Origin of the sequence: Methylobacterium sp. J-048, from assembly GCF_022829515.1 — a bacterium.
GTDB lineage: Bacteria > Pseudomonadota > Alphaproteobacteria > Rhizobiales > Beijerinckiaceae > Methylobacterium.
In genome coordinates this window covers 1-13,906 of sequence record NZ_JAKSYL010000170.1, presented here as the reverse complement: position 1 = coordinate 13,906, position 13,906 = coordinate 1, and the positions used below count along the sequence as shown (strand labels likewise).

13 protein-coding genes and 1 pseudogene are annotated in these 13,906 nt (G+C 70.0%); 7 read left to right on the top strand and 7 right to left on the bottom strand.

Features of this window, described 5'->3' with window-relative positions; translation table 11 throughout:
- Nucleotides 1-30 precede the first annotated feature (30 nt).
- Together MKL09_RS16880 and MKL09_RS16875 are read right to left on the bottom strand one after the other, a co-directional pair.
- Nucleotides 31-663, bottom strand: coding sequence for an alpha/beta hydrolase (locus MKL09_RS16880; protein ID WP_244021968.1), 633 nt, complete (start codon nt 661-663; stop codon nt 31-33).
- A 277-nt stretch (nt 664-940) separates the two neighbouring features.
- Nucleotides 941-1,867, bottom strand: coding sequence for a ring-cleaving dioxygenase (locus MKL09_RS16875; RefSeq protein WP_244021966.1), 927 nt, complete (start codon nt 1,865-1,867; stop codon nt 941-943).
- Nucleotides 1,868-1,990: 123 nt separating this feature from the next.
- Between MKL09_RS16875 and MKL09_RS16870 the strand changes: the two genes are divergently transcribed.
- The 3 genes from MKL09_RS16870 (at nt 1,991) to MKL09_RS16860 (ending at nt 5,477) form a co-directional block, all read left to right on the top strand.
- On the top strand, nt 1,991-2,911 hold the full coding sequence (locus MKL09_RS16870; RefSeq protein ID WP_244021965.1) for a LysR family transcriptional regulator: 921 nt from the start codon (nt 1,991-1,993) through the stop codon (nt 2,909-2,911).
- A gap of 492 nt (nt 2,912-3,403) precedes the next feature.
- Nucleotides 3,404-4,096 (top strand): GntR family transcriptional regulator, encoded by a 693-nt coding sequence (locus MKL09_RS16865; RefSeq protein WP_244021964.1) that lies wholly within the window; start codon nt 3,404-3,406, stop codon nt 4,094-4,096.
- A 157-nt stretch (nt 4,097-4,253) separates the two neighbouring features.
- Nucleotides 4,254-5,477 carry a pyridoxal phosphate-dependent aminotransferase gene (locus MKL09_RS16860; RefSeq protein WP_244021963.1) on the top strand — a complete coding sequence of 408 codons (1,224 nt, stop codon included), beginning with the start codon at nt 4,254-4,256 and terminating at the stop codon, nt 5,475-5,477.
- Between the two features lie 112 nt (nt 5,478-5,589).
- Here the strand turns inward: MKL09_RS16860 and MKL09_RS16855 are convergent, their stop codons facing one another.
- Nucleotides 5,590-6,516 (bottom strand): dihydrodipicolinate synthase family protein, encoded by a 927-nt coding sequence (locus tag MKL09_RS16855; protein WP_244021962.1) that lies wholly within the window; start codon nt 6,514-6,516, stop codon nt 5,590-5,592.
- 665 nt (nt 6,517-7,181) lie between these two features.
- On the opposite strand from MKL09_RS16855, the gene MKL09_RS16850 reads away from it, so the two are divergent.
- The 3 genes from MKL09_RS16850 to MKL09_RS16840 all read left to right on the top strand — a co-directional run bounded on the left by MKL09_RS16850 (nt 7,182) and on the right by MKL09_RS16840 (nt 9,600).
- Entirely contained in the window at nt 7,182-7,958 is a 777-nt protein-coding gene (locus MKL09_RS16850; protein ID WP_244021992.1) for an amino acid ABC transporter substrate-binding protein, read from the top strand.
- A gap of 209 nt (nt 7,959-8,167) precedes the next feature.
- Nucleotides 8,168-8,848 carry an amino acid ABC transporter permease gene (locus MKL09_RS16845; protein WP_244021961.1) on the top strand — a complete coding sequence of 227 codons (681 nt, stop codon included), beginning with the start codon at nt 8,168-8,170 and terminating at the stop codon, nt 8,846-8,848.
- Nucleotides 8,845-9,600: an amino acid ABC transporter ATP-binding protein gene (locus tag MKL09_RS16840; RefSeq protein WP_244021960.1), complete on the top strand. Its 756-nt coding sequence runs from the start codon at nt 8,845-8,847 to the stop codon at nt 9,598-9,600. The genes MKL09_RS16845 and MKL09_RS16840 overlap by 4 nt, the downstream gene beginning before the upstream one ends.
- A gap of 3 nt (nt 9,601-9,603) precedes the next feature.
- Here MKL09_RS16840 and MKL09_RS16835 read toward each other — a convergent pair whose 3' ends face one another.
- From MKL09_RS16835 to rsgA, 4 genes are all read right to left on the bottom strand, one after another.
- On the bottom strand, nt 9,604-9,759 hold the full coding sequence (locus MKL09_RS16835; protein ID WP_244021959.1) for a hypothetical protein: 156 nt from the start codon (nt 9,757-9,759) through the stop codon (nt 9,604-9,606).
- Nucleotides 9,756-10,247, bottom strand: a complete 492-nt coding sequence (locus tag MKL09_RS16830) for a DUF2243 domain-containing protein (protein ID WP_244021957.1) — start codon at nt 10,245-10,247, stop codon at nt 9,756-9,758. Before MKL09_RS16830 ends, MKL09_RS16835 begins: the two co-directional genes overlap by 4 nt.
- A gap of 321 nt (nt 10,248-10,568) precedes the next feature.
- Entirely contained in the window at nt 10,569-11,384 is an 816-nt protein-coding gene (locus MKL09_RS16825; protein ID WP_244021955.1) for an FTR1 family protein, read from the bottom strand.
- A 349-nt stretch (nt 11,385-11,733) separates the two neighbouring features.
- Nucleotides 11,734-12,768 carry a ribosome small subunit-dependent GTPase A gene (rsgA, locus tag MKL09_RS16820; RefSeq protein WP_244021953.1) on the bottom strand — a complete coding sequence of 345 codons (1,035 nt, stop codon included), beginning with the start codon at nt 12,766-12,768 and terminating at the stop codon, nt 11,734-11,736.
- A 375-nt stretch (nt 12,769-13,143) separates the two neighbouring features.
- On the opposite strand from rsgA, the pseudogene MKL09_RS16815 reads away from it, so the two are divergent.
- Nucleotides 13,144-13,906, top strand: a pseudogene (locus MKL09_RS16815) (hypothetical protein); the annotation flags it as partial.

Below are 13,906 nucleotides of genomic sequence, written 5' to 3'. Positions count from 1 at the left end.
CCGTTTCAACGTAAGGGACGTTCGCGCGGATCAGGCCGCGTCGGCGCGGGCGAGGCCGCGAACCCACTCCGCCGCGAGGCTGACATCGGCCTGCGACAGGCCGTGGCCGACTGGGAGGATCCGGTGATCGACCGCCGCGCCGGCGGCCGTGAGCTGGTGGGCTAGACGGCCGGCGTTCTCGCCGGGGACGATCGGGTCCATCGCCCCGGACAGAATCAGCACCGGCTTGCCCGCGAGGTCCGCCACGGGTGGCTCGGCCAACGGTACCATCGGCCGGATCAGCACCGCGCCCGCCAGCACCTCCGGGTGCAGCATCAGGAGCGCGGCGGCGATGTTGGCGCCGTTGGAGAATCCGAGCGCCAGCGGCGCGGCCAGCCCGTAGCGCGCCCGCGCCGCCGCCACGAAGGCCGCGAGATCTTGGGTGCGTCGGCGAAGGTCCGCTTCGTCGAACACGCCCTCGGCCAGCCGCCGGAAGAACCGCGGCATGCCGTTCTCCATTACCGCCCCGCGGGGCGACAGCAGGGCGGCGCCCGGGGCCACGATCCGGCCCAGCGGCAGGAGATCGTGCTCGTTGCCGCCGGTCCCGTGCAGGAGCAGCAGCGGCTGGGCAGAGGCCGCGCCGGGCTCGAACAGGTGGATCAGGCTGAAAGCTTCTTGGGTCATGGCGACCTCGCTGGTGGCATGCTCGGCATCTCCGTCGCCCCAGTGGGACGGCGGGTTCACTCATCTTCGACCGCATAAGGCGCGCTCTCCTCCCCCTTGCGGGGAGGAGTTGGAGGTGGGGGTGGTGCAGAAGGCACCACTGCGCATCATCCGGCACCACCCCCACCCCTGGCCCCTCCCCGCAAGGGGAATGGGAAAAGCGCACTCTAGAGGCGACGAAGCGCGTCGCGTTGCGCGGTGTTTGAAGACCGCGGCCTCCGAGAGGCGGAGGCTCGGGTCAGGCGACCTTCGGCAGCACCGCCTCGATCTGGGCCCGGTGCGGCTCCAGCCCGGCGGGCAGCTTAAGGGCGGTGCCGAGGGCGTCGGCCGGCTCGTCCACGGCGAAGCCGGGGGCGTCGGTGGCGATCTCGAACAGCACGCCGCCGGGCTCGCGGAAGTAGACCGACCGGAAGTACTGGCGGTCCCGCTGCTCGGTGACCTGGAGGCCGAGCCCGGCGAGTTTATCGGCCATCGCGGCCTGCGCGGCATCGTCCGCCGCCCGGAACGCGATGTGGTGGACCGAGCCCGCTCCCTGACGGCCGGGCAGGAAGCCGCCCACCGCCCGGATGGTCACGAAGCCGCCAAGGGCTGCGCTGCCGGCGAACCGGATCAGGTTGCCCTCGCGGGCCTCCTCGCGCAGACCCAGCACCTCCGTGAGGATCGCGGCCGTGGCCTCGGCCGTCTCCAGGAGGAGCGTCACCCCGTGCAGGCCGCGGATCGCATGCTCGGCCGGGACCTCGGCCGTGGCCCAACCGGCCTCCGCCTCGGCGCCGTCGACGCCGACCAGAGCCAGCATCATGCCGTCCGGGTCGCGGAACCGCAGGGTCGGCGCCCCGAACACCTGGACCAGCGGCTCGTGAACGACGCCCGTCTCGATCAACCGGTGGGTCCACCAGCCGATCGAGCCGCGGGGGACCCGGAACGCGGTCTCCTGGGTCTCGCCGATCCCGACCCGGCCGGGGGCCGCGTGCGCGATCGGGAAGAAGGTTAGGATCGTGCCGGGCTGCCCGGCCGCGTCGCCGTAGTAGAGGTGGTAGGTGCCCGGATCGTCGAAATTGACGGTCTTCTTCACCAGCCGTTGTCCGAGCACGCGGGTGTGGAAGTCGAGGTTGCGCATTGCCGGGCCGGAAAAGGCCGTGACGTGGTGGAGGCCGGATTGCACCATGACGCTGTCTCCCGAGAAGCCGCCGCGGATGCCGCGGGGCGTTTGCGATGACGCCAATCTGGCCCTTGCCATCGCTCGCGAAAATAGAAACGCTGGAAACCCATCGTTTCCGGAATGCGACTCATGCGGCTTCCCGATTTCGAGGCCTGGGCGGTCTTTGCCAAGGTGGTGGAGATGGGCTCCTTCGGCCGCGCCGCGGAGGATCTCGGCTTGTCGAAGGGCACCGTCTCGAAGGCGGTCGGCCGATTGGAGGCTCGGATCGGCGCGCGGCTGTTCAACCGCACCTCGCGCAAGCTGGCGCTGACGGAGGCCGGGCACGCCGCGAAGGCCGGCGCCGCGCGGATCCTGGCGGAGGGCGAGGCCGCGGAGGCGCTGGCCGTGGCGGGCGCCGCGGAACCGCGCGGCCTCGTCCGCCTCGCGGCCCCGATGACCTTCGGGGTGATGCACGTGGCACCGCTGCTGCCGGGCTTCCTCCGCCAGCACCCGGCGGTGTCGGTGGACTTCCACCTCTCGGACGCGGTAGTCGATCTCGTGGGCGGCGGCTTCGATATCGGGCTGCGGATCGCGGCCCTGCCGGATTCCTCCCTCCGGGCCCGGCGGCTCTGCGCGATCCGGCGCTCACTGGTCGCGACCCCCGCCTATCTCGACCGGCACGGACGCCCCGCGCATCCGGACGACCTCGCCCGCCACGCCTGCCTGGGCTACGCCTACCTGCCCACCCCCGACCGCTGGCGGTTCATCGACGCGGCCGGCGCGGAGGCCGTGGTCGTGCCCGGCGGCCAATTGCGGGCGAACAACGCCGAGGCCCTGGCGCCGGCGCTCCGGGCCGGGCTCGGCCTCGCCCTGCAGCCGGACTTCATGATCTGGGACGACCTCGAGTCCGGGCGGCTGGAGCGGGTCCTGCCCGGCTGGTCGCCGCCGCCGATCGCGCTGCACCTCGTGACGCCCCCCGGCGACCCGCGGCCGGCCCGGATCACAGCGCTGATCGGCTATCTCGGGCAGACGCTTGCCCAGGCGCCCTGGGCCGGCCCGGCGCCGCGATAGGGCCGGGCCGGCGCGACGGGGCAGCGGAGCCCGGCATGGATGTTCAGGTCATCGCGACGCGGAATCCCATCGGGGTCAAGTGCCTGTCCGACGATCGCTATGAAAGATCGCCGCTATGTCAAAAACGTACAATTCTTGCCCCTCGAATGATTTGATACACATATTCTTGACTTGATCGATCGTATCTGGCTTGGTCACGAAAGCTTTGGATACCTAGCTTTTCTTGAAAGCGCCGGTGTCTGGCATCGGTCGATACACGTCCGATCCTGGCGTCCGTTAGGCTGATTATGGGCGCTCCGTGCAGATGGATGAGTTGTTGACCGATACTGCAACCGTTTCGAGGGCAGGCCTGCCGTCGCGCGTGGTCGCATCCGCCTGATGAGACGGATTGCGAGCCCCGCCCTGCACACCGCGCCGAACGGAGCAGCGGCTCGGGAACCGAGCGCGCCGCCCTCGGCACGCGCACACGATACCTCGTCCTTCGAGGCCCTGATGTCCCCTGCGGTTCACGTTCGATCCGCGCCCGACCGGCTGGTCCATAAGACCGTGGCCGCGGCCGTCGCCGAGTCGCTGCGGCAGCGGATCCTGATCGGCGAGTTTCCGGCCGGCACGCAACTGCGCCAGGACGCGCTGGCGGAGGAGTTCGGGATCAGCCGGATCCCGATCCGGGAAGCCCTGCTGCAGCTCGAAGCCACCGGCCTGATCAAGATCATGCCGCATCGCGGCGCCGTGGTCTCGGGCCTGTCGGTGGAGGAGGTGGAGGACATCTTCACCCTCCGCGTCCAGCTGGAGCCGGAGCTGCTGGCCCTCTCGGCACGGCGCTTCTCTCGGCAGGACATCCAGGCGCTGCACCGCCTCACCGAGGATTACGGCACCGCCCTGAAGGCCGGGGAGATCCTGCGCTGGGGCGAGCTGAACCGGCGCTTCCATCTCGATCTGCTGCGGCATGCCGACCGCCCGCGCTCGCTCAGCATCGTCGCCGGCCTGTTGCAGGATTGCGACCGCCCGACCCGGCTCCAGCTCTCGGCCACCGGTGGCGTCGCCCGGGCCGACCGGGAGCACCGAGAGATCCTGGCCCTGTGCGAGGCCGGCAAGATCGACGCGGCGGCCGATCATCTGCGCGGCCATATCGAGCACGCGGCGCAATCCTTGATCGCGATCTACCGGCGCGCGCTCATCGGGTGAGGCCGTAGCCGCTTCCGCGGGGCCTGGACGCGCGGGCCCGGACGCGGCACGTTCGCGCCGATTCCCCAATGCCGGGACTTGGCAGGCTGGGTGCCCGCTCGCGGGCCGCCTCGCCGCGAGACGCGCCGCGCCCGGACACCACGAGACCCGTCGCCCCATGGCCGAACCCGTTGCCGCCGCATCCCTCGACGCGCCCGTCGACCTCGCCGCCGCGCTCTCGGAGCGCATCCAAGGCATCGGCACGAGCCAGATCGGCCTGGTGGCGGATCGGGGCCGGGACGACCCCGACGTGGTCAAGCTCTGGATCGGCGAGGGCGACCTGCCGACGCCGCCCTTCATCGTCGAGGCGGCGCACCGGGCGATGCAGGCCGGACACACCCGCTACACCACCTCGCTCGGTCTGCCGGCGCTGCGGGCAGCGCTTGCCGCCTATCATGCCCGGCACTGGGGCGTGGACGTCCCGGCCGACCGCTTCGCCGTCACGGCCAGCGGCATGAACGCGATCATGCAGGCGGCCCAGGCCCTGCTGGAGCCCGGCGACGAGATCATCATTCCGTCCCCGGCCTGGCCGAACCTCGCCGAGGCGGTCCGCATCACCGGCGGCGTGCCGGTGACGGTGCCCTACCGGATCCGGCCGGACGGGCGCTTCACGCTGCCGCTCGCCGACATCGCGGCGGCGCTGACGCCGCGCACCCGGGTGATCATGGTCAACTCGCCCTCGAACCCGACGGGCTGGACCATGCCGCTCGCCGAGATGACGGCTCTGCGCGACCTCGCCCGCGCGCGCGGCCTGTGGATCCTGTCGGACGAGGTCTACGCGCACTTCACCTACGGCAACCAGATCGCGCCGTCGTTCCTGCAGATCTGCACGGAGGACGACCGCCTGATCGTCACCAACACCTTCTCGAAGAACTGGGCGATGACCGGCTGGCGTGCCGGCTGGGTGATTTTCCCCCGGGGGCTGGCGCCGACCTTCGCCAAGCTCGGGCAGTACAGCACTACCTCGATCCCGACCTTCATCCAGCACGCCTGCGTGACGGCGCTCGACGAGGGCGACGGCTTCATCCGCACCATGGTCGACCGTTGCGCCGAGGCGAGGGCGATCCTGGTGGAAGGCCTCGCGCGCCTGCCCGGCGTGACGGTGGCGCCGCCGGACGGCGCTTTCTACCTCATGCCCCGGATCGCCGGCGACGAGCCGAGCCTCGAACTCGCCTACCGCCTGCTGCGCGACGCAAAGGTCGGCGTCGCCCCGGGCACCGCCTTCGGCCCCGCGGGCGAGGGCCTGGTCCGCATCTGCTTCGCCATCAGCCCGGAGCTGGCGCGGGAAGCGGTGCGGCGGCTGTCGGGGGTGTTGGGGCGGGAGCCGGCATTAAGCGCCTGAACCGCCGCATCCTCCCTCCCGACCCGCTTCGCGGGCCACCCTCCCCCCCCCCGCAGAGGGGAGGGAAAGCCGCGCTGGTATCAGACACGGCCGGCGCTCACGCCGAAAAACCTCACCGCCCCCACCGCAGCACCAGCGCATCGTTGCGTCGGGCCAGCTCGATCAGCGCGGCCCGCGTGTCGGGGTGGAGCGGCTGGAGCGGCAGGCGGGCGGTCTCGTGGGCGATGACGCCGCCCTCCGCCATCAGCACCTTGCAGGCCAAGAGCCCGCATTGCCGGTTCTCGTGGTTGATCAGCGGCAGCCAGCGCGCGTAGGCGTCGAGCGCCTCGCTCCGGCGGCCGGCCGCGTAGGCGTCGGTGATCTGGCGGATGCCGTCCGGATAGGCGCCGCCGGTCATCGCCCCGGTGGCGCCGGCATCGAGATCGGCCATCAGGGTGATCGCCTCCTCGCCGTCCCACGGCCCGACCACCGCGTCGCCACCCTGCGCGATCAACTCGCGGAGCTTGCCGGCGGCTCCGGGGGTCTCGATCTTGAAGTAGGAGACGTTCGCGATCTCCCGGGCCATGCGCGCCAGGAACGCGGCCGAGAGCGGCGTGCCCGCCACCGGCGCGTCCTGGATCATGATCGGGATCGAGATCGCGTCCGAGACCCCGCGGAAGAAGTCGTAGACGCCGAGTTCCGGCACCCGGATCGTGGCGCCGTGATAGGGCGGCATGACCATCACCATGGCGGCGCCCGCTTCTTGCGCCCGGCGCGAGCGCTCGGCGCAGACCTGCGTGGCGAAGTGCGTGGTCGTCACGATCACCGGCACCCGGCCGGCGACGTGGTCGAGCACCGCGTGCATCACGGTCTCGCGCTCGGCGTCGGTGAGGACGAACTGCTCGGAAAAGTTCGCCAGGATGCAGATGCCGTGGCTGCCGGCGTCGATCATGAAGTCGATCGCCCGGCGCTGCCCGTCGAGATCGAGGGCGCCCGACGCGTCGAACACCGTGGGGGCGACCGGGAAGACGCCCCGGTAGGGCTGGGCCGTCGAGCTCATGCGCGATCCTCCGCCGGGGCGGGCCGCGCGCCCCGGCTCACAGCAATAGACCGGTCCGGGCCGGCTCCGGGGACACGCGGCCGCCCCGGAGCGGCGACACGCGCGCACTGTGCCGAAGGATCATCCGAGATCAACGCCCGTCCCGGCGCGGGCTCGACAAAAGGCGCGATGTGTTTGCGCGGTGCCGAACCGAGTCGCGCAAGCCTTACGCCATCAAGACAACCAGAAAGGGGCGCAAGAAATATTATTCCCTACCAACAGCTTGAATGTCCGGTCGGCGCCAGATCATCCCCCCGGTTAATCCGAGGTCGCGAAGCGGGGCCCAGCACTCGGAAAACATCTGCCGATCAAGGTCTTGTCCCATCGGCGGCTCAAGCTGCCGAGCCGGTCCGCCCCACGCGAAATGCTGGGGCGGTTCAGGGACCGGAAGAATCAATCCGCAGGAATCCCGCGGCATCTTGGAAAACCTTGCTTTCCGGCGATGGAGCTGCCCCGGGGCGGCGTAGGCGCCAAAGGCTACGCTTGGTATAAGACCATTGGTTTGGCGCCGTCGGTGACGACTCGGCGACGAGCCGCCCGGTTTTCCCGTCCCGACCAAGTCTTCGCGGACTTCCGAACAGGCGGTCCGGATGAGGTTCAAGACGATCGATCTGGAGTTCATCGTGATGCGTGTTGTTTCTGCCTCCTTCGCGGCCGTTTTCGCAGCCGCAACGCTTCTCCTCGGCGTATCGGCGCAGGCCGAGGACCTCGACGCGATCCGCACCGCCAAGACCCTGCGGATCGGCACCGAGGGGACCTACGCGCCGTTCTCCTTCCACGACGCCTCCGGGGCATTGGCCGGGTTCGACGTGGAGATCGGCCGGAAGGTCGCCGAGAAGCTCGGCGTCACGCCGCAATTCGTCGAGGGCAAGTGGGACGGCCTGATCGCCGGGCTCGACGCCAAGCGCTACGATGTGGTGATCAATCAGGTCAGCATCACCAAGGAGCGCCAGGCGAAGTTCGACTTCTCGGAGCCGTATATCCGCTCCCGAGCCGTAGTGATCACCCGGGCCGACAACGGCACGATCAAGTCCTTCGCCGACCTGAAGGGCAAGAAGTCCGCCCAGAGCCTGAGCAGCAACTTCGCGCGGCTGGCCACCGAGGCCGGCGCCGAACCAGTCGGCACCGACGGGTTCGACCAGTCGATCCAGTTGGTCGTCACCGGCCGCGCCAACGCGACCATCAACGACAACGTGTCGTTCCTCGACTTCCACAAGAAGCAGCCGAACGCCCCCGTGAAGATCGTCGCCCAGAAGGACGACGCGGACGCCTCCGGCATCCTCCTGCGCAAGAACAATCCCGCCCTGAAGGCGGCGATCGACAAGGCGCTCGCGGAGATCAAGGCCGACGGCAGCTACGCGGCGATCGCACAGACGTATTTCGGGGCGGATGTTTCGCAGTAGATAGTTCGTCGCTGGGTAAGGGTAACATCCGGACACGCGCCCCTTCCTCCCCCCTCTGCGGGGGAGGAAGGGGCGCGTGGCATTGCCGGACCGGGAGCCTGTCGCACCGTGCGCGATCCAAAACCGACAGAGCCGCCAAAAATCCCCGGCGCGATCCGCGCCGCAAACCCGTATAGACCCTCGCCCGATCCCGCAGGAAACACCGCCCCGTGCCGCACTGGCCCGACCTCATGCTCCAGTCGCTCGGGCCGCTGCTCGAGGCCTGTCTCCGGTTCACGATACCGCTGACGCTGATCGCCTTCGTGCTTGGGTTGAGCCTGGCGCTGGTGGTCGCCCTCGCGCGCCTGTTCGGGCCGCAGCCGCTGGCAGCGCTCGCCTGGACCTATGTCTGGATCTTCCGGGGCACGCCGCTCCTCGTGCAGCTGTTCGTGATCTTCTACGGCCTGCCGAGCGTCGGCATCCTGATCGATGCCTTCCCGGCTGCGGTGATCGGCTTCACGCTCAATATCGGCGCCTACGCGTCCGAGATCGTGCGCGCGGCCATCGCGTCGATCCCGAAGGGGCAGTGGGAGGCCGCCTACGCCACCGGCATGACGCCCGCCCAGGCGATGCGGCGCACGATCCTGCCGCAGGCGGCTCGGGTGGCGGTGCCGTCCCTGTCCAACACCTTCATCGCCCTGGTGAAGGACACCTCGCTCGCCGCCGCCATCACGGTGCCGGAGATGTTCCAGGCGGCCCAGCGCATCGTCGCGGTCACCTACGAGCCGCTGATCCTCTACGTCGAGGCGGCGCTGATCTACCTCGTGCTGTGCTCTGCCCTGTCCTGGCTCCAGAGCCGGCTGGAGCGGCGGCTCGGGCGCTATGGCGGCTACCTGGAGGCCCGGGCATGATCGCCCTCCAGGCCATCGAAAAGCGATTCGGCGACACCCCGATCCTGCGCGGCGTCGACCTGACGGTGCCGGAGGGCCAGGTCACGGCGCTGATCGGCCCGTCGGGCTCGGGCAAGTCGACACTGCTGCGCTGTGTGAACCTGCTGGAGATCCCGCAGGCCGGCACGCTGGTGCTGGGCGACCAGCGCCTCGTCTTCCGGCCCGGCGCGCCGCCGGCCCGGCGGGACGTGCTGGCCGTGCGGCGCCAGACCGGCATGGTGTTCCAGAATTTTCAGCTGTTTCCCCACCGCACGGTGATCGGGAACATCACCGAGGGGCTGATCACCGTGGGCAAATGGCCGAAGGACGCGGCGCGGGTCCGGGCGCTGGAGCTGCTCGACCGGGTCGGCCTCGCCCAGAAGGCCGAGGCCTGGCCGGCCAGCCTGTCCGGCGGCCAGCAGCAACGCGTGGCGATCGCCCGGGCGCTGGGCCCCTCCCCGCGCCTGCTGCTCTGCGACGAGCCGACCTCGGCGCTCGATCCCGAACTCGCCGCCGAGGTGGTGGACGTGCTGGCCGGCCTCGCCCGCGAGGGCATGACCATGCTGATGGCGACCCACGACCTGCGCCTCGCCCGCCGGGTCGCCGACACGGTGGTGTTCCTCGACGGCGGCACCGTGGTGGAGCAGGGACCGCCGGCCGAATTGTTCGCCCGGCCCGCCGATCCGCGCACCCGCCGCTTCGTCCAGACGCTGCTCGGCGAGGTCGGCGCCTGAGGATCAGCCGGACAGGCAGCGCAGGCTCAGCAGGTCGTCGAGGGTGAGCGCGGTGCCGAAGACCAGGGGCCGCCAGGCCGGCATCGTCGCCAGGATCAGCGCCGCGCCGAGGACGAGCCACGGGACGAACGCCGGCAGGGCGGCGCGCCGAAGCCTCACGCCGTCGGCTCCCGGCGACCGGCCCGGACCAGCAGCCAGCCGGCGATCAGCATCGCGACGCCCCAGGCCAGGAACCCGAGATCCCAGAACAACCGCTGGTCCCGGGGCATCGCCTCGTTGACGTGGTGGACGCCGAGGATCTGGTGGTCGAGCACGCCCTCGACGCTGTTGAACAGGCCCCAACCCATCAGGAGCGAGCCGGCCAGCAGCTTGTTCGACCAGGACAGGTGCCCGCGATGCGCGGCGCGCCAGAGAATGAACAGCCCGAGCACCACGAACACGTAGGTGGCGCTGTGAAAAATCCCGTCCCAGCGGGTGTTCAGCTCGAGATTGGCGATGGAGTCGATCGGGTACCAGCTGCTCAGCATGTGATGCCATTGCAGGATCTGGTGCAGCACGATCCCGTCGAAGAACCCGCCGAGCCCCAGCCCGAACAGGATGCCGGCGCTGAGCGGGAACGCGCGGGTCTCGGATGCGGCCGTTCTCATGGCGATCTCCCGGCGGGGTGATTCGAAAAACGGCGCCTGTTTCATACGTGCACTCGTGACGTCGTCCCGCAAACCGACCGTATCCGGAAACCTTTCCCGCCTGCGGCGTTGGGCCGGGCTCGCGGTGCGGCGGGCCGGGAATCGGACGCGTCCGGGACGGCGATCGAGCGGTGCGCTCACGGAATGCGCGTCCTCTGCCGGCCGCCGATCTCGGCGGCCCGTCCCGATCCTCCGGGGGCTCATCCCGTATGCGCCTCCGCCCGATCAGCGACCGTCGCTATCGGGTCAGGCCCCGCAGATGCGCTCGGGCTCGGGGATGCCTCAGCGTGATCCCGCCGGGCTGGCGCGGTTCGCCGGCTCGGCTTTCCGGCCCCGGAGGACGAGGAGGCCGGCGACCGCAATCAGAACGAGGGCGCCCTGGAGGCCCAACGCCTCCCAGCTGCCGTTGAAGCCGAGATCCGACACGAAGGCCGGCACGCCGTCATCATGCACGGAGACCAGCCCCTGCTCCTGCAATTCCTGGATCGCGGCCCCGACCAGCTTCAGCCCCATCAGGAACAGGAACGCCGAGGTCAGCACGAAGATCGGCCGCAGCGGCAGGCGCAGCGCGAGCCACTGCATCGCCACGAACAGGGCCACGAGGGCGAGCGCCGCCGCGCCGAGCCCGCCGAACAGCGACCCGTCCCAGCCGCCGACGGTCCGAGCCAGGGCGTGGAGGAACAGCACGGTCTCCGCCCCCTCGCGGAACACCGCCAGGAAGGCGATGCCGGCCAGGGACAGCACGGTCCCGGCCCCGAGCGCCTGACTGGCCAGGCGGTTGAGATCGGCCTGCCAGGCCTTCGGATCCTGCCGCAGGAACAGCCAGCCGCTCATGTAGAACATCAGGGCGGCGGCCAGAAGCATGACGCCGGCCTCGATCAGGTCGTTGTGGTTGCCATCGTAATAGGTCTCGAACACCCAGGCCATGCCGAGGCTGGCCAGGATGGCAGCCCCCGCGCCGAGATAGATCGGGGCGATCCGGTGATGGGCATCGGCGCGCCTCATGAAGGCGGCCAGCGCGGCGATCACCAGCAACGCTTCCAGCCCCTCCCGGAACAGGATCGTGAAGGCCTGGACGAACGTCGACCCGTTATCCATCAGAAACCTCTTCTGTGCTTGCGGATTATACGGGGCATATGCCCGACTTCTAGCGCAATGTTTTGTATTGCTTCTAAGAAGCGCCGCGCAGCAGCAGCACCGATACCTTCGATGCGGCCTCGCATCCGAGAAACCGCGAACGCCGCCGGCCCACGGGACAGGATATCGACCGCCGACACGGCGGGGTCGAGGACGACATCGGGTCGCCGGCCTCGGGAACGCCACGCCTCCCGCTTCGCCTTCGGGGTGCGGGCCGTAACGGATGGCGTTGCAATCGAACTCGGCTCTAAGGCCCTGATTTCACGCGCTCGCTGACGCCGAACCGGTCTCCACTTCGGCGGCGAGCGCTCTAGCGATGCGGCTTTCCGCGCCCGCGCGGCCCGACGGCGGCTGAGGGTTGCCCGCGGCTTTCCGTGAGCAGCTTGCGCCAGCGGGTCAGACGATCGGGATCGAGGCGTCCGTCGGCGACGGCGGCCTGTACGGCGCAGCCCGGCTCGTGGGCATGGGTGCAGTCGCGGAACCGGCACGACGGCGCGAGTTCGGTGATCTCGGCGAACAGGGTCGCGATACCGTCGGCGGCATCGCTGACCTGGAGCGTGCGCATGCCCGGCGTGTCGATGACCCAGCCGCCGCCCGCGATGGCGTGGAGCGACCGCGACGTCGTGGTGTGGCGCCCCTTCGCGTCGTGCTCGCGGATGCCGCCGGTCTCCTGGGGCGCGTCCTGGCCCGGGCCGGTCAGGGTGTTGACCAGGGTCGATTTGCCGACACCGGAGGAGCCGACCAGCGCGACGGTCCGCCCGGCGCCGCACCACGGGGCCAGCAGGCTCGCCGCCTCCGCGTCACGGGGGTTGACGGCCAGCACGGTCAGCCCGCGCTGCAAGGCGGCGGCCTGGCGTGCGAAGGCGCCGACATCGTCGGTCAGGTCCGCCTTGGTCAGCAGGATGACCGGATCGGCGCCCCCCTGGTTGGCCAACGCCAGGTAGCGCTCCAGCCGCGCCGGGTTGAAGTCGGCGTTGCACGAGGTGACCACGAACAGGGTGTCGACATTGGCCGCAGCCACCTGCAGGGACGCGCTGCCCTCGACGCGCCGCTCCAGGACGGTCTTTCGGTCGAGGCGGCGCTGCAGAATCTGGGTCCCGGGATCGACCAGGACCCAATCGCCGACCGCGAACGCACCGGTGTTGACAGGGATCGGGAGCGACAGCCTGACGGGTCCGGCGGTAGACAGGGCGGTCAGGCGCGCGCGGTGGATCGTGGCGATCCGCATGGCCGCCAGATCGGCCTCGTGCGGCTCGCGCTGATCCTCGAAGAAGACGGACCATCCCAAGCCTGTCAGGGACATCGCTGGGACGGGGGCGGGTTGATCGATCACCGCGTTGCCCATGGCACGGCCCCGCGCGGATAGCCAGGCTCCGTGGCCTGCCGGCGCATGGTGACCGCCGCCGGATTGCCCATCGTCGCCGGGCCAGCGACGTCTCACGGCCGCGGTGACGCGAAGTCCTCCGGGCGATCACCGCGTCGTCGGCGGGTCACACGTGGTCGCGACGACTGGCCGTGAGTCACGCTTGTGTGTCCACGACCCGGCGGCGGCCGACAGGCATGCCGCTGTCATACCTCTACGATCGAAGATCGGGCCATCATCAATGTCGGACCGCATGCCGACAATTATAAGTTGAGTTGTTGCCTGATTTGAAAAATCGCGCTGTGTACGCTAGCGAACATCTCCGCCGTTACACGGGGCGAGGCGCACGTATATTGCATGCAGACACTGTTCTCGACCGCGGGACTGCATCCGCGCGACAGCTTCAGGCTATGGCAGGACGCGCTGATCGGGTTCGGCGCGACGGTCGAACACAGCCGGCTCGACGACGGCCCGTTCGCGGCCAAGCTCGAGATCGCCAGCGTCGGTCCCCTCCACGTCACCCGCGTCACCCAGGATGCGGTGCGCAACGAGACGACCAGCGACCTGATGCGGCGTGGGGACCGTGACGTCGGGGTCGCCGTGATCCTCAATCTCGCCGGTTCGGCGACCGCCCTTCAGGACGGTCGGGACGCCGTGGCGGGCGCCGGCGACATGGTCATCCTGGATCAGAGGCCGGCCGTCCACACGTCGAGCGCGAGCAGTCGATCCCTGCTCCTGGAATTGCCCCGGGAGCGCCTGGAGAACGTCCTCGGTTCGACGCGGCTCTATACGGCCTTGACGGTCGGGTCGGACCTGGCCTCGACCGCGCTGGCGTTCACGTTCATCCAGGAACTGATCCGCGTCAGCCCGCAGCTCGCGCCCGATGCGGCGGCCCGCATGGCCTCGATCGGCGTGGACCTCGTCGTGGCCAGCATCGCCCAGCGGATGGTCAGGGAGGTGCCGCGCGCGCTCCACGGCAGTCGAGGGATCGCCCAGGTCCTTCGGCCAGAACGGCTCCATGCCCTTCATCGGCTTCATCGGTTCCATGGGCTTCATGGGTTCCATCGGCTTCATCGGTTCCACGGCGCGCCTCCTGTCCGGGTGAGTGACAGGAGGACGC

Bases quoted from the DNA above. Each gene is read 5' to 3' on its own strand.
- MKL09_RS16880 (WP_244021968.1), bottom strand. From the start codon at position 663: ATGACCCAAGAAGCTTTCAGCCTGATCCACCTGTTCGAGCCCGGCGCG.
- MKL09_RS16875 (WP_244021966.1), bottom strand. From the start codon at position 1,867: ATGGTGCAATCCGGCCTCCACCACGTCACGGCCTTTTCCGGCCCGGCA.
- MKL09_RS16870 (WP_244021965.1), top strand. From the start codon at position 1,991: ATGCGGCTTCCCGATTTCGAGGCCTGGGCGGTCTTTGCCAAGGTGGTG.
- MKL09_RS16865 (WP_244021964.1), top strand. From the start codon at position 3,404: ATGTCCCCTGCGGTTCACGTTCGATCCGCGCCCGACCGGCTGGTCCAT.
- MKL09_RS16860 (WP_244021963.1), top strand. From the start codon at position 4,254: ATGGCCGAACCCGTTGCCGCCGCATCCCTCGACGCGCCCGTCGACCTC.
- MKL09_RS16855 (WP_244021962.1), bottom strand. From the start codon at position 6,516: ATGAGCTCGACGGCCCAGCCCTACCGGGGCGTCTTCCCGGTCGCCCCC.
- MKL09_RS16850 (WP_244021992.1), top strand. From the start codon at position 7,182: ATGCGTGTTGTTTCTGCCTCCTTCGCGGCCGTTTTCGCAGCCGCAACG.
- MKL09_RS16840 (WP_244021960.1), top strand. From the start codon at position 8,845: ATGATCGCCCTCCAGGCCATCGAAAAGCGATTCGGCGACACCCCGATC.
- MKL09_RS16830 (WP_244021957.1), bottom strand. From the start codon at position 10,247: ATGAGAACGGCCGCATCCGAGACCCGCGCGTTCCCGCTCAGCGCCGGC.
- MKL09_RS16825 (WP_244021955.1), bottom strand. From the start codon at position 11,384: ATGGATAACGGGTCGACGTTCGTCCAGGCCTTCACGATCCTGTTCCGG.
- rsgA (WP_244021953.1), bottom strand. From the start codon at position 12,768: ATGGGCAACGCGGTGATCGATCAACCCGCCCCCGTCCCAGCGATGTCC.